The 13,273-nt window shown below is 59.7% G+C and carries 15 protein-coding genes; 9 read left to right on the forward strand and 6 right to left on the reverse strand.

Going from position 1 to position 13,273, the window contains the following annotated elements:
• Positions 1–161 precede the first annotated feature (161 nt).
• The 6 genes from ACA070_RS07000 to ACA070_RS07025 all read left to right on the forward strand — a co-directional run bounded on the left by ACA070_RS07000 (position 162) and on the right by ACA070_RS07025 (position 6,710).
• A complete protein-coding gene (locus ACA070_RS07000) occupies positions 162–1,544 on the forward strand; it encodes a glutamine synthetase family protein (RefSeq protein WP_497450567.1) in 1,383 nt (460 codons plus the stop codon).
• Positions 1,545–1,723: 179 nt separating this feature from the next.
• On the forward strand, positions 1,724–3,373 hold the full coding sequence (locus ACA070_RS07005; RefSeq protein ID WP_497450568.1) for a phosphoethanolamine transferase: 1,650 nt from the start codon (positions 1,724–1,726) through the stop codon (positions 3,371–3,373).
• A gap of 74 nt (positions 3,374–3,447) precedes the next feature.
• Positions 3,448–4,110: a class I SAM-dependent methyltransferase gene (locus ACA070_RS07010; RefSeq protein WP_497450569.1), complete on the forward strand. Its 663-nt coding sequence runs from the start codon at positions 3,448–3,450 to the stop codon at positions 4,108–4,110.
• Between the two features lie 123 nt (positions 4,111–4,233).
• The gene (gene rnd / locus ACA070_RS07015; protein ID WP_497450570.1) at positions 4,234–5,367 is read left to right on the forward strand and encodes a ribonuclease D; all 1,134 of its coding nucleotides are present in this window, start codon (positions 4,234–4,236) and stop codon (positions 5,365–5,367) included.
• The gene (locus ACA070_RS07020) at positions 5,364–5,657 is read left to right on the forward strand and encodes a YcgL domain-containing protein (RefSeq protein WP_007898694.1); all 294 of its coding nucleotides are present in this window, start codon (positions 5,364–5,366) and stop codon (positions 5,655–5,657) included. The genes rnd and ACA070_RS07020 overlap by 4 nt, the downstream gene beginning before the upstream one ends.
• A gap of 120 nt (positions 5,658–5,777) precedes the next feature.
• On the forward strand, positions 5,778–6,710 hold the full coding sequence (locus ACA070_RS07025; protein WP_497450571.1) for a D-2-hydroxyacid dehydrogenase: 933 nt from the start codon (positions 5,778–5,780) through the stop codon (positions 6,708–6,710).
• Positions 6,711–7,262: 552 nt separating this feature from the next.
• Here the strand turns inward: ACA070_RS07025 and ACA070_RS07030 are convergent.
• Positions 7,263–7,856 (reverse strand): nitroreductase family protein, encoded by a 594-nt coding sequence (locus ACA070_RS07030; RefSeq protein ID WP_131060411.1) that lies wholly within the window; start codon positions 7,854–7,856, stop codon positions 7,263–7,265.
• A gap of 278 nt (positions 7,857–8,134) precedes the next feature.
• Between ACA070_RS07030 and ACA070_RS07035 the strand changes: the two genes are divergently transcribed.
• Together ACA070_RS07035 and ACA070_RS07040 are read left to right on the forward strand one after the other, a co-directional pair.
• Positions 8,135–8,584 (forward strand): YcgN family cysteine cluster protein, encoded by a 450-nt coding sequence (locus ACA070_RS07035; RefSeq protein ID WP_497450572.1) that lies wholly within the window; start codon positions 8,135–8,137, stop codon positions 8,582–8,584.
• A gap of 18 nt (positions 8,585–8,602) precedes the next feature.
• Positions 8,603–9,832 carry a hypothetical protein gene (locus ACA070_RS07040; RefSeq protein ID WP_497450573.1) on the forward strand — a complete coding sequence of 410 codons (1,230 nt, stop codon included), beginning with the start codon at positions 8,603–8,605 and terminating at the stop codon, positions 9,830–9,832.
• Positions 9,833–9,960: 128 nt separating this feature from the next.
• On the opposite strand, the gene ACA070_RS07045 is transcribed toward ACA070_RS07040, so the two are convergent.
• The 4 genes from ACA070_RS07045 to ACA070_RS07060 all read right to left on the reverse strand — a co-directional run bounded on the left by ACA070_RS07045 (position 9,961) and on the right by ACA070_RS07060 (position 12,224).
• Complete coding sequence (locus ACA070_RS07045) at positions 9,961–10,338, reverse strand: YgaP family membrane protein (RefSeq protein WP_497450574.1); 378 nt, start codon at positions 10,336–10,338, stop codon at positions 9,961–9,963.
• Between the two features lie 92 nt (positions 10,339–10,430).
• Complete coding sequence (locus tag ACA070_RS07050; protein WP_008153126.1) at positions 10,431–10,901, reverse strand: RNA methyltransferase; 471 nt, start codon at positions 10,899–10,901, stop codon at positions 10,431–10,433.
• 213 nt (positions 10,902–11,114) lie between these two features.
• Complete coding sequence (locus tag ACA070_RS07055) at positions 11,115–11,489, reverse strand: YajD family HNH nuclease (protein WP_461980127.1); 375 nt, start codon at positions 11,487–11,489, stop codon at positions 11,115–11,117.
• 48 nt (positions 11,490–11,537) lie between these two features.
• A complete protein-coding gene (locus ACA070_RS07060) occupies positions 11,538–12,224 on the reverse strand; it encodes a spermidine synthase (RefSeq protein WP_027925870.1) in 687 nt (228 codons plus the stop codon).
• Positions 12,225–12,304: 80 nt separating this feature from the next.
• Between ACA070_RS07060 and ACA070_RS07065 the strand changes: the two genes are divergently transcribed.
• Positions 12,305–12,595 (forward strand): hypothetical protein, encoded by a 291-nt coding sequence (locus tag ACA070_RS07065; RefSeq protein ID WP_497450575.1) that lies wholly within the window; start codon positions 12,305–12,307, stop codon positions 12,593–12,595.
• Here ACA070_RS07065 and ACA070_RS07070 read toward each other — a convergent pair.
• The gene (locus ACA070_RS07070) at positions 12,592–13,065 is read right to left on the reverse strand and encodes a cyclic nucleotide-binding domain-containing protein (RefSeq protein ID WP_461984791.1); all 474 of its coding nucleotides are present in this window, start codon (positions 13,063–13,065) and stop codon (positions 12,592–12,594) included. The two genes, ACA070_RS07065 and ACA070_RS07070, sit on opposite strands and share 4 nt — an antisense overlap.
• Positions 13,066–13,273 lie beyond the last annotated feature (208 nt).

Here is a 13,273-nt window from a genome sequence, read left to right on the forward strand (position 1 = left end):
CCCTTCCGAACTAGCCTTCTGGGCGCTCTGGCACTGCCGTCACGCGCGCCCACCGGACTCCTGCCTTTCCCGTTGATTTTTCTGACAGGTCCCGCGCTGTGCGCCGGGATCAAACTGGCAACGCCTGCGCGTTTGCCTGACGCGCAAACAAGAGAATTCCCATGAGCAGTGCCACGACCTCCTTCGCCACGAAGCAAGAAGCCCTGACCTTTCTGGATCAGAACCCGGATATCGAGATGTTCGAATTGTTCATCCTCGACAACAACGGCGTGCCTCGCGGCAAGTTGCTGCATCGCGATGAACTGCTGGCGGTGTACGAAAGCGGGCGGCCGTTGCCGAGTACCATTCTTGGCCTGACCATCAACGGCGATGACGTGGAAAACTCAGGCCTGGTCTGGGACGTCGGCGACATCGATTGCCGGGCGTACCCGATCAGCGGCAGCTTGACGCGCATGCCGTGGCGGTTGATTCCGACGGCGGCGGTGCAGGTCAGCATGCACCCGAAGGAAGGCATGCCCGCAACGATCGCCGACCCTCGGCACCTGCTGGCGAAGGTGATCGAAGGCTTGCAGGCCGACGGCTATTACCCGGTGATGGCGGCGGAGCTGGAGTTCTATTTGCTCGATCAGCAACGCGACAGCAATGGGCGGCCGCAACCGGCGCGGGACGTCGATGGCGGACGACCGCGCTCGACGCAGGTCTACGGTTTGCGTGATCTGGAGCAGATCGAGCCGTTTCTGGCGGATCTCTACAGTGCCTGCAAATTGCAGGGCATCCCGGCGCGCACGGCGATTTCCGAATACGCACCGGGGCAGGTGGAAATCACCCTCGAACACCGCACTGACGCCCTGCAGGCGATGGACGAAGCGGTGCGCTACAAACGGCTGGTCAAAGGCGTCGCGCACAAACACGGGATGGCCGCCTGCTTTATGGCCAAACCGTTCGATGACCTGGCGGGCACCGGCATGCACATGCACGTCAGCCTGGCGGACAAGGACGGCAACAACCTGTTCGCCAGCGAGTCCCCGGACGGCACGCCGCTGCTCAAACACGCGGTCGGCGGCATGCTCAGTACCTTGCTCGATTCGCTGCTGCTGTTCTGCCCGAACGCCAACTCTTACCGCCGATTCCAGACCAACAGCTACGCGCCGCTGGCAGCGACCTGGGGCGTCGACAACCGCACCGTGAGTTTGCGGGTTCCCGGCGGGCCGGCATTCTCCCGGCACATCGAGCACCGTATCTGCGGCGCCGACGCCAACCCGTATCTGGCGGCCGCGGCGATTCTGTCCGGCATCCATCGCGGCATTCGCGAACAACTCGACCCAGGCGCACCCGTGGAAGGCAATGGTTACGCCCAGGCCACGGAGTTGTTGCCCACCGATTGGCTGACCACGTTGCGGGCGCTGGAAGGTTCGACCTGGGCGCGGGAGGCGTTCGGCGGTGAATTCCTCGGCGTGTACCTGGCGGTGAAGCGCGCCGAGTATCGGCAGTTCATGGGCGAGGTCGGCGAGCAGGATTGGCGTTGGTATTTGCATCAGGCCTGAACAAAAGCTGAACCATTCTCAAATAATTTAAAAGTATCGTTCTAAAAACAGGAGCCAACTAATCGTTGGCTTCTTTTTCACAAAAAATTGATGGTTGGCTGCCTAAAGTTGGTGCTGTCACGGTAAATGAAATTTTCACATTTACCGAAGGCACTTCTTTTCAGGAACAGCCAATCATCATGTTGAAGTTCAAACCCGTGCGCCCGGAATGGGTGGTACTGATTGCCAGCGCCTTTCTTTTAACGGGATTTAACTTAGTGCTCTGGCAGCACCTGTTTGATATTACCGCCACGGACGGTAAGGGCATCGTCATGCGCGTCGCCTTCGGCGTGATGATTCTGGCGGCCTTCAACATTGTGCTGACCCTTCTGGCGTTCCGGCGCGTGATGAAGCCGGTGTTGATCCTGATCTTTATGATCAGCGCCGGGGTGGCGTACTTCATGAGTCAATACGGTGTTCTGATGGATACCGGCATGTTACGCAACTTTGCACAAACCAACGCGACGGAAGTGCGTGACTTACTGTCATTGAAGTTGTTTGTTTATATTCTTTTGCTGGGCGTTTTCCCATCCTGGCTGTTATGGAAGGTTCCGGTTAATTATCGCCGCTGGCACCGTGAGTTGATAAGTAAGGCGCTGGTGAGTGTCGCGTCGGTTGCGGTCATCGGTGGCGTCGCGCTGGTAAACTATCAGGGCCTGTCTTCGTTGTTTCGCAATCACCATGAACTGCGCCTGATGGTGGTGCCGAGTAACTACATCGGTGCTGCGTTCGGTTACCTGCGTGAGCAAGTCGCCTCCGCCCGGCAACCCTTCGTTAAAGTCGGTGAAGATGCCCAGCGAAATCCCGCCTGGCAAACCCACGGCCGTAAGTCCCTGACGGTGCTGGTGGTCGGCGAAAGTGCCAGGGCCGAGAACTTCGGCATCCTCGGTTATGACCGCGACACCACACCCAAACTGGACAAGGAAGCCGGCCTGATTGCGTTCACCGATGTGCATTCCTGCGGCACGGAAACGGCCGTGTCGGTGCCGTGCATGTTCTCGAACATGGGCCGCAAGAATTACAACGCCGGCAAAGCGAAGAATGAAGAGGGCCTGCTGGACGTACTCAAACGCGCCGGTCTGGAAGTGATCTGGCGTGACAATCAATCAGGCTGTAAAGGCACGTGCGACCGGGTCACCCTTGATGACGTCAGCAATTTGAAGGACCCGGTACTGTGCGCCAACAGTGAATGCCGCGACGAAATTCTCTTGCAGGGTTTGCAACACTTCATCGACACGCTGGATAAAGACACCGTGCTGGTCCTGCACCAGATGGGCAGTCATGGCCCGGAATACTTCAAGCGCTACCCGAAAGAGTACGAGCGCTTCACGCCCGTCTGTGAAAGTAACGCACTGAACAATTGCAGCCGCGAAAGTATCGTCAATGGCTACGACAACACGTTGGTGTATACCGACCACGTGCTGTCGACCCTGATCGATTTGTTGCGCAGCAACCAGGACAAAGTCGATACCGCCATGCTGTATCTGTCGGATCACGGCGAATCCCTGGGCGAATACAACCTGTACCTCCACGGCACGCCTTACATGCTGGCGCCGGATCAGCAGAAGCATGTTGCGATGCTGGCGTGGTTCTCCGACAGCTACCAAAAGTCGTTCTCGGTGGACACCCATTGCCTGCAACTGAGCCGCGACAAGCCCCTTAGCCAGGACAACCTGTTCCATTCGATGCTCGGTCTGCTGGAGGTCAACAGCAAAGTCTACAACCAGGATCTGGACATGTTCGCCGGTTGCCGCGGGGCCGTGATAGACGGGGTGTTGGCCAAAGAGTAAGCGTTTCGACCTTTTTTTCACGTACCGGTGGTTAACCTGCGGCCGGTACATATTTCCTACAAGAGTCAGTGCACATGTCTGCGCAGCCCCCATCCGCCATCGAGCTTGAGTTCGCCCGGCGCTACGATCAGGAACACAGCCGCGTCTGCCTTCAGCCGCGACCGCGTGGCCTGGCGGGGCGCTTGACGTTCTGGCGCGACGAGCAACTGGTGCGCAACGCGCTCAAGGTCGCCGGCGAGCCGGGCTTGATGCTTGATGTGGCGTGCGGCGCCGGGCGTTACTGGCCGGTGTTGGTCGAGCATGCGAACCGCGTGATCCTCGCGTCCGATCATTCGCAGGACATGCTCGATCATGCCCAGACTCACCATTCGCAAAGCCTGCTCCAACGGATCAATACGTTCCAGAGTTCGGCCTTCACCCTCGGTTTGTCAGCGAACGCGGTGGACAGCATTTTTTGCATGCAACTGTTTCAGCACATCACCAGCCCGGAGCATCGGTTGGCCTTGCTTAAAGAGTTCCACCGTGTGAGTCGCGATACCGTGATTGTCGCGGTACGGGTCGCTGCGCATTTCAAGCTTCGCCGATCAAGCGCAGCGGGCACTGACCCCCAGCAGCTGGCGGATAAGGCCGAGGTCGAAGCCGAATTCAGGCAAGCGGGTTTCCGCTTGCTCAGTCACCAGGACTTTCTGCCCGGTTGTGCTCGGATGCGGGTCTACGTGCTGCGTAAGGCCAGTTAACCTCCGCTTGTCAGACATTTCTTGCCGTCTGGCAGGTCTTTTCGCTAAAGCTCTTGTTCAGTGGATGCGCGGAAATCGCCGGGGGCGATATATACTGCGCGCCATTCTTCAAGGGAGAGCCGTGTGGCCATCGATATTCACTGGATTCGCGACAACGATAGCCTCGGTCAGTTTTGCGCCGAGTGGCAGCAGCTGCCATTCGTTGCCCTCGACACCGAATTCATGCGGGTCGACACCTTTTATCCGATCGCAGGCCTGCTGCAGATCGGCGATGGCGTACGCGCTTACCTGATTGACCCGCTGACCATCGACAACTGGCAGCCCCTGGCCGCGTTGCTGGAAAACCCGGCCGTGGTCAAAGTTGTCCATGCGTGCAGCGAAGACCTCGAAGTGTTGCTGCGCCTGACCGGCAGCCTGCCGGCGCCGCTGTTCGATACGCAACTGGCCGCCGCCTACCTGAACCTCGGTTTCTCGATGGGTTATTCGCGACTGGTGCAGGAAGTGCTGGGCATCGACCTGCCCAAGGGCGAGACCCGTTCCGACTGGCTGCAACGTCCGCTTTCCGACACCCAGATCAGCTACGCCGCCGAAGATGCCTTGCACCTGGCGGAAGTTTTCGTACAGCTGCGTCCGAAGCTTTCTGACGATAAGTACAACTGGGTCCTGGAGGACGGCGCCGAGCTGGTGGCCAACTTGCGCCGCGAGATCGATCCGTACGAGGTCTATCGCGAAGCCAAACTGGCCTGGAAGCTCTCCCGCGCACAACTCGCCGTATTGCGTGAACTCTGCGCCTGGCGTGAACGCGAAGCGCGCGCCCGTGACCTGCCGCGCAATCGCATCGTGCGTGAGCATTCACTATGGCCGTTGGCCCGTACGCAACCTGACAACCTCGGCGCGCTGGCGAAAATCGAAGACATGCACCCGCGTACCGTGCGTCAGGACGGCGAATTTCTGCTTGATCTGATCAAGCGCTCTGGCAGTGTGTCGCCAGATCAATGGCCGCCCGCCGTGCCGGAGCCATTGCCGGTAGACGCCGCCACCCTGGTCAAACAGCTGCGTGCGATCGGTCAGGCCGAAGCCGAGCGCCTGAACATTGCGCCGGAGCTGATGCTGCGCAAGAAAACCCTGGAAGCGCTGCTCAAGAGCGGCTACCCCAACGGTCCTTACCAATTGCCTGATTCGCTGCGTGGCTGGCGCCGCGAATTGATGGGCCAGGCGCTGCTCGACAGCCTGGCCACCGCCGGAGAACAGCCTTGAAACGTATTTGCTCCATCTACCGAAGCCTGAAGAAAAACGAGATGTACCTCTATGTGCTCAAAAGCGATGCACTGGAGCGCGTCCCGGAAAGTCTGATGGCCGCCTTTGGCAAACCTCATCATGCTTTCGATCTGGTGCTGACCCCCGAGCGCAAACTGTCGCGCGAGGACATCACCGTGGTCCTGGAAAACCTTGAGAAGCAGGGCTACCACCTGCAAATGCCACCGGCCGAAGACGAATACATCGAACACTTGCCGGAAGAATTGCTGCGACGCAACGACCCGATGTGATCGGCAGACAGGCTCTGTTCAGAGTCTGTGTGAAACACTGGAATGATTTTGGCGATGGCCAGGGCGACGGAGCGATACTCCGTCGGCGGCCGTCTGCACTGTTTTCGAAAGGTTTGAACCATGCGCGTTCTGATTGCTGAACACGACCACCCTGTGTACGCCCAACTGTTGCGTCAGGCTGCGCCTGACCTGGAAGTGCTGACCAGCGGCGACTCCGCAGAATTGGCCAGCCAGGCGGCCGACTGCCCGATCTGGCTGGGCCAGCCGGACCTGTTGGCGAACCTGTTGCGCCAGGGCCACCAGCCCCAATGGCTGCAATCGACATGGGCCGGCATTACGCCGTTGCTGGCCGACGGTCTGCGCCGCGATTATCGCCTGACGCGTGCGGTCGGGATTTTTGGTCAGGTCATGGCCGAATACGTTCTGACCTACATGCTCGGCCACGAGCGTGAAGTGCTGGCGCGACTGGTCAGCCAGGTCGAGCGCAAGTGGGACAGTCGCCAGGGCCAAAGCCTGGCGGGGCGCAAAGTGTTGATCGTCGGCACCGGTGACATCGGCCAGACCGTGGCGCAGTTCCTCGTGCCGTTTGGCGTCGAGTTGTATGGCATTGCCAGCGAAGCCCGCGAGCAGGCGCCGTTTGTTGAAGTCGGCGCGCTGGCGGACTTGCCGCGTCTGGTCGGTGAAGTGGATTTCGTCATCAATCTGCTGCCTAACACCCCCAATACCCACGATTTGTACGATGCGGCGCTGTTCAAGCAGTTCAAGCCGACCGGATTGTTCATCAACGTCGGGCGGGGCGTGGCCGTGGTCGACGCGGACCTGGTGGAAGCCTTGAAAGAAGGGCATCTGGCGGGCGCGGTAATCGACGTCTGCCGCCAGGAACCGCTGCCGCAGCGTCATCCATTCTGGACGGCCTGGGGCTTGCTGCTGACCGGCCACAGCTCGGCACCGACCTCGCCATCGATGATGGTGAACCTGTTTGTCGAAAACCTGCGGGCGTATCAGGCGGGCGAGGGGTTGCGCGGAGAAGTGGATTTCAATCGCGGCTATTGAGCCCACCACTTACTCGAACAATGTGCAAAACCTGTGGGAGCGAGCCTGCTCGCGATAGCGATCTGTCAGCCGATATTTACGGCGACTGATACACCGCCATCGCGAGCAGGCTCGCTCCCACATGGGGATCTGCGGTGAATCCACTATTTTGAGAACACCAGAAATCAACTGTGGGAGCTAGCCTGCTAGCGATGGCGGTGTGTCAGTCAACATTGATGTTGAGCATGACGGCCTCATCGCGAGCAAGCTTGCTCCCACATGGGGATCTGCGGTGAATCCACTATTTTGAGAACACCAGAAATCAACTGTGGGAGCTAGCCTGCTAGCGATGGCGGTGTGTCAGTCAACATTGATGTTGAGCATGACGGCCTCATCGCGAGCAAGCTTGCTCCCACATGGGGATCTGCGGTGAATCCACTATTGTGAGAACACCTGAAATCAACTGTGGGAGCGAGCCTGCTCGCGATGGCGGTGTGTCAGTCAACATTGATGTTGAATGTGCCGGCCTCATCGCGAGCAGGCTCGCTCCCACATTTGGTTTTGTGGTGTGGTTTAGAGGGTGAAGTCGCCTTCGGCCGCCAGTTCGCTCAGCGGGCGACGTGGGCTTGGTTCTTCGCGCGCTTGCAGGTAATCGGCCAGCGTCGCTTTATCGCCCAGTTTGCCCACGGCCACTGCCGCGTGCAGTGCATAACCTTCAGGAATGTTCAGCTCCTTGCGGGTCAGGTCCTGGTCGAAACCGGCCATGCCGTGGGTGTGCCAGCCGCTGATGCTCGCTTGCAGCGCCAGGTGGCCCCAGGCCGAACCGGTGTCGAAGGTGTGCCACAGGGCCGGGGTTTCTTCGGTGGCGCCGGGTACGGCGAAGGTGGTTTTCGAGATCACAATCACCAGCGCCGAGGCGTGTTGCGCCCAGCCGCGGTTGAATTCATTCAGCAGGCCCAGGAAGCGCTCCCAGTTCGGCGTATCGCGACGCGCGTAGAGAAACCGCCAAGGCTGCGAGTTGTAGGCCGATGGCGCCCAGCGTGCGGCTTCGAAGAAGCTCAGCAAGGTTTCTTCGGCAATGGTTTCGCCGGTGAAGGCGCGGGGCGACCAGCGATCGGTGAACTGAGGGTGGATCGCATAATCGGCAACGCGTGGATTTGCACTCATCAAGAGATTCCTTGCTTCGTTTGAAAGTGAGGGTCGTCTGAAACCTGCGGGCGCAGTTGAGCTGAGCGTTAAGGTTTTCCAGAGCCTGGCAGTTCACCTGAATGCAACGCGGTTGAGCGTTGATGGCATTTGGGCATGGCTCCTTGCGACTGGCAAAGCTACGTGGCGGCGCAATAACTGACAAGCCCCGTTCTACCGGCAGTCGCCAATGCTTGGCCCGCAAGGACCTTGGCACTAGACTGGCGGCCTTTTCACCACCTGATGTCGATGCTCGAACCATGGCCGCCAAAGTCGAACCGTTCTGGATGCGCAAAACCCTCGATCAACTCGATCCCCAGGAATGGGAATCGCTGTGCGACGGCTGTGGCCTGTGCTGCCTGCAAAAGCTCGAAGATGAAGACGACAACTCCGTCTATTACACGCGCATCGCCTGCAAACTGCTGGACCTGAACACCTGTCAGTGCACCGACTACCCGAACCGCCGGGACTTCGTCCCCGATTGCATCCAGCTCACGCCGGGCAAGGCTGACGAGTTCAAATGGCTGCCGCCGACCTGCGGTTATCGCCTGGTCAGTGAAGGCAAGGACCTGCCACTCTGGCATCACCTGGTGTGCGGTGATCGCGATGCGGTGCACCACGAACGTATCTCCCAGTCGGGGCGCATGCTCGCCGAAGGCAGCGTGGACGAAGATGATTGGGAAGATCACCTGATTTTCCGGGCCGGCTAGTTTTACAAAGGAGTGTGTATGGCTGTGGGATTGCGGCTGGCGTTGACCGTTGGGCTATTGGCCCTGAGTTCGTCTGTGTGGGCGGCAAAGAAGGTCGATCTGGATTACCACGTGCGCCTGTTGCCGCAAAGCGATCAGGCCGAAGTGCGGCTGACGCTGGCCCAGGGCTCGGCGGTGCGCAGTCTGGATTTCGATCTGGGCGACGGCAGCCACTACAGTGACTTCAAGGCCGACGGCCAATGGCAGCTCACACCGGGCAAGCAGACGCGTGGGGTTTGGCGTCCAGCCACTGACAAGGCCAGCCTGACCTACCGCGTGCGCATCAGCCACGGGCGCAAAAGCGGCAGCTTCGATACGCGCATGACCCCGACCTGGGCGTTGATGCGCGGCGACGATCTGGTGCCACCGGCCAAACTGGATCAGCAGGACGGTATCGAGTTGGTGTCACGCCTTGAATTTGAATTGCCCAGCGGCTGGAAAAGCGTCGAAACCGCCTGGCCGCGCATCGGCAAGAACAAATTCCGCATCGATAACGTCTCCCGACTGTTTGACCGGCCCACAGGCTGGATGCTCGCCGGTCACCTCGGCAGTCGTCGCACGCGGCTGGGGGAAACCGAAGTCTCCGTCGCTTCGCCCCACGGCCAGGGCATGCGCCGCATGGACGTGCTGACGCTGCTGACCTTTGTCTGGCCGCAGGTTCAAGCGGTGTTCCCGCGTCATCCCACCAAACTGTTGATCGTCGGCGCCAACAACCCGATGTGGCGTGGCAGCCTGGCCGCACGTGAATCGATCTATCTCAACGCGCGACTGCCGCTGGTCAGCGAAAGCGGCACCAGTACGTTGGTGCGTGAATTGGCGCAGGTGTTCGGGCGGATCAACGACAAGCAGCGCAGTGACTGGGTCAGCGAAGGGTTTGCCGAGTACTACGCCATCGAACTGGTCCGCCGCGCCGGTGGCATGAGTGATGAGCGGTATGAAAGTTTGCACGGCAAGCTGGTCAAGGACAGCCAGAAAGTCACCACGTTGCGTGGCGAACAGGTGAACCCGGCGCAGGTGTCGAAAGCGGTGTTGTTACTGCAGGAACTGGATCGCGAGATTCGCTTGAAGACGCGCAACAAGCGGTCGCTGGATGATGTGTTGCGTGGGGCGATGCATCTGGAGAGCGTGGATACCAAGGAGTTTGTGCAACTCGCGGAAAGCGTGATTGGCGAATCGTCGAAGGTTCTGGATACCGAGTTACTCCAGTAATACCGCCTTCGCGGGCAAGCCTCGCTCCTGCAAGTTTTGCGTCGTTCATAAATGTCCCGAAAGACACAATACCTGTAGGAGCGAGGCTTGCCCGCGAAGAGGCCATCAGCCTCAGCGAAAAACCCGGATCAAACCCCGGTTTTAGGCGACTTCAACGAATCATTGCCCGTCACCGTAGCGGTATTGGTCGCCGCCTCGGCATTCGCCTTCAGCTTGCTCAATTCTTCCCCGGCCCGCTCGATCTTCGCCCGAACGTTGTTCATGTCCTGACGGCTTTTCTGCAGCAGACTCTTCGCCGAACTGTGCCCGGTAATTCCGCGAGCCAGCGCGACACCGCCAATCGCGACTTGAATCAACCCGAAGATACCGCCGCGACGCAGGCCCTTGCCCATCATCAGCACGCCACCAGCGAGGGAGCCGACGCGCTCCCAGCCGTGGACGTTCTGCTCGGAATGAGTCTGGAACGGGGTGGATTCGATGCGTTCTACGCGTTTGAGTTCGCTCATGATCTGTCTCCAGGCAGGAATGACTGCTTCAACAATAGATAGTTAAGCTGACTGCCGGAGCGGGCGGCTTGTTCCATCGAATGTGCGGTGATTCAGCGGAATTTTGCCCCGGAACGGGTATTGAGTCCCTTGGACATGCGGTCGTAGAGAACGACGTTGACCGTGGCGGCCAGGTTCATGCAACCGGTGGTCGGGATGTAGACCACGTCTTCGCACCAGTCGCGAATCTCTTTATCCAGCGAGCCGTCTTCCGGGCCGAAGATGTACAGCGCGCGGTCGGGGTGGGTGTATTCCGGCAGCGAGCGGGCGCCTTCGACCAGCTCCACCGCGACGGGCACACAGCCCAATGGCAGGATTTTCTTCAAATCGTCGATGCCGATCAGCGGGATGTCGTAGTGGACGCGCTTGGTGTCGGTGACGAAGTCGGCGGCGCGTTCATAACGCTTGCCGGTGTAGAACACGGACGCCACGCCATAGCAGCCGGCGGCGCGCATCACCGAGCCAACGTTTTCCGGTGATTTGGGGTTATACAAACCAATGCAGCTGTACCGTTTGTCTGCCACGAGCGGGGTGCCTTCGGGGAAAAAACGGCGATTATACGGGGATTGGGGGGAGGGGTGTCCGGTTTGGAGATTGGTGGTGTCTGAACAATTGCTATCGCTAGCAGGCTAGCTCCCACATTGGATCTTGGGCGTTCACAAATACTGATGTGCACAGAAGATCCCCTGTGGGAGCTAGCCTGCTAGCGATGGGGCCGGGTCAGGCAATGAAGATATTCAATCATCTTTTTTCATGAGGCCGGCCAACGCCGCAAACGGGTTGTGCGTGGCCTTGGCAATTTTCGGCGTGCTCAGCGAGCCTTCGTGAAAATACTGCTGGTCGGTGTACCGCGAGTGTTCGTTGTCGTGGCAATACAGGCACAACAATTCCCAGTTCGAGCCATCCTGAGGGTTGTTGTCGTGGTTGTGGTCGCGGTGGTGCACGGTCAGTTCGCTCAGGCGTTTGCCGGAGAACTCGCGGGCGCAGCGGCCGCACACGTGCGGGTACATCTTCAGGGCCTTGTCGCGGTAACCCATTTCCTTGTCACGCTGATTGTCGGCAAGGATGCGGTCCAGTTTCGACGTGTTGGTCGGAGGTGTTGACGAACTCATGGGTTCACCTTTGTAAAAGACTAATGACGGTTATGAACGGAGTTTAGCTCAGCCCTTGAGCTTCTCGGCAATCCAGATGGTGTGGCGGGTGCCTTTGTTGCCGTGGGCGAACACCTGCACTTCCTCAGCCTTGAAACCGGCCTTCTTCAATTTGTCGGAAAATTGTTTGTCGGCGCTGGCCGACCACACCGCCAGCACGCCTTTGGGCCGTAGGGCCTTGGCGCAAGCGCTCAGGCCACCGGCGGAGTAAAGCCAGCTGTTGGCCCTTTGGGTCAGGCCTTCGGGGCCGTTGTCGACGTCGAGCATGATGGCGTCGAAACCTTGTGGCTCGGCTTGCAGCACTTTGGCCACGTCTTCCATACGAATCACGGTGCGCGGGTCGAGCAGCGGATTGCCGGCTTTCTCGCCCAGCGGCCCGCGATTCCACTCCACCACGCCAGGCACCAGCTCGGCGACCACCACTTCAGCCGTCTTGCCTAAATGCTTGAGCGCCGAGGCGAGGGTGAAGCCCATGCCCAGGCCGCCGATCAGCACACGCGAATTCGGTCGGCCGGCCACCTTGCGGCACGGGATCTCGGCCAAGGCATCTTCGGAGCCGTGCATGCGGGTGTTCATCAACTGCCCGCCGTCGCCGCCCTGGATCTTGATGACGAAATCCTCGCCATACTCGAACAGGCACAAGGCGCCGCCGTTTTCAGGGATAGGGGCGGTGTCGAGCAGAACGAAACGTTTCATGGAAATCTCAAATTGGGGGAAGGCAAACAGAGGCAGTTGGGAGTAGCCTGCCAATGACAACAAGGCCAACGGAGCCATTGATGAAGCGCACCATTCTAACGGTCATTGCCTTGGCCGCGCTCTCGATAACTGCAGTGCAGGCCCAGCAGTTGCAACCCGTTCCGATCAGCCCGGCGCTGACGCCCGGTTCGCCCGGCACCGCGACACCTACGCCGTACCCGCAAATCACCCCCTCCACCGCACCCAGGACCGGGCCTGGCAGTGGTGGCCCACCGCTGGTGCCGATCAACATGCCCAGTCCGCCGACAAAGGATCAACCAGTGCCAGGCCTTGAGCCAAACAACACGAAGACCAAGTCGCCCGGGGGTTAAACCTGCTGCGAGAGCAGTTGCCCATCGGCCATGCGCAGGCGTTTGGAGAGCGCGACGGCGAGGGCGCGGATGATCTTGGCGGCAATTTTAGGCGCGTCGTTGATCATCTTTTCCAGAGAGTCCTTGCCCAGGTTCAGCAGCTGGCAATTGCTGGCGGCCACGCAACTGGCCGAGCGGCGTTCGCCATCGAGCACGGCCATTTCGCCGAACGAGCGACCGCTGCGCAAGGTGGCCATGGTCACCAGTTGCCCGTCGCCGTTGGTCTTCTGCACCGACACCTGGCCGGTGTGGATGATGCACATGAAACTGCCGGCATCACCCTCATGGAAAATCTCTTCGCCTTCGGGGATGGTGCTGATGCTGAAGTAGCCGGAGGCGGCGGCGAAGTCCGCAGGCAGCAGCTGATCGAACAGGCCGCAGTCCATCAGCCAGTCGCGGATTTCGTTGTTCAATAAGGTCGGTTCTGACATGTCGGCACGGTCTTTTTTTTGTGTCTGTTTCCGGTTGTTCGGGATGTCCCCAATCCCCTGTGGGAGTGAGCCTGCTCGCGATAGCGGGTTGTCATTCAACATCGATGTTGGATGTGCTGGCCCCATCGCGAGCAGGCTCGCTCCTACAGTGGAGTTGTGTGGCCTCGGGCCCGGTGTCTGGTGTTAAGACCAGCACGCCGAGCCAAGT

The sequence above is a fragment of the Pseudomonas sp. LBUM1678 genome (assembly GCF_059695575.1).

Excerpts from the sequence above, each read along its gene's own strand:
- ACA070_RS07045 (WP_497450574.1), bottom strand. The coding sequence starts at position 10,338 with ATGAGCGAACTCAAACGCGTAGAACGCATCGAATCCACCCCGTTCCAG.
- ACA070_RS07060 (WP_027925870.1), bottom strand. The coding sequence starts at position 12,224 with ATGAAACGTTTCGTTCTGCTCGACACCGCCCCTATCCCTGAAAACGGC.
- ACA070_RS07035 (WP_497450572.1), top strand. The coding sequence starts at position 8,135 with ATGGCCGCCAAAGTCGAACCGTTCTGGATGCGCAAAACCCTCGATCAA.
- ACA070_RS07030 (WP_131060411.1), bottom strand. The coding sequence starts at position 7,856 with ATGAGTGCAAATCCACGCGTTGCCGATTATGCGATCCACCCTCAGTTC.
- ACA070_RS07040 (WP_497450573.1), top strand. The coding sequence starts at position 8,603 with ATGGCTGTGGGATTGCGGCTGGCGTTGACCGTTGGGCTATTGGCCCTG.
- ACA070_RS07070 (WP_461984791.1), bottom strand. The coding sequence starts at position 13,065 with ATGTCAGAACCGACCTTATTGAACAACGAAATCCGCGACTGGCTGATG.
- ACA070_RS07055 (WP_461980127.1), bottom strand. The coding sequence starts at position 11,489 with ATGAGTTCGTCAACACCTCCGACCAACACGTCGAAACTGGACCGCATC.
- ACA070_RS07065 (WP_497450575.1), top strand. The coding sequence starts at position 12,305 with ATGAAGCGCACCATTCTAACGGTCATTGCCTTGGCCGCGCTCTCGATA.
- ACA070_RS07000 (WP_497450567.1), top strand. The coding sequence starts at position 162 with ATGAGCAGTGCCACGACCTCCTTCGCCACGAAGCAAGAAGCCCTGACC.
- ACA070_RS07010 (WP_497450569.1), top strand. The coding sequence starts at position 3,448 with ATGTCTGCGCAGCCCCCATCCGCCATCGAGCTTGAGTTCGCCCGGCGC.
- ACA070_RS07005 (WP_497450568.1), top strand. The coding sequence starts at position 1,724 with ATGTTGAAGTTCAAACCCGTGCGCCCGGAATGGGTGGTACTGATTGCC.
- ACA070_RS07025 (WP_497450571.1), top strand. The coding sequence starts at position 5,778 with ATGCGCGTTCTGATTGCTGAACACGACCACCCTGTGTACGCCCAACTG.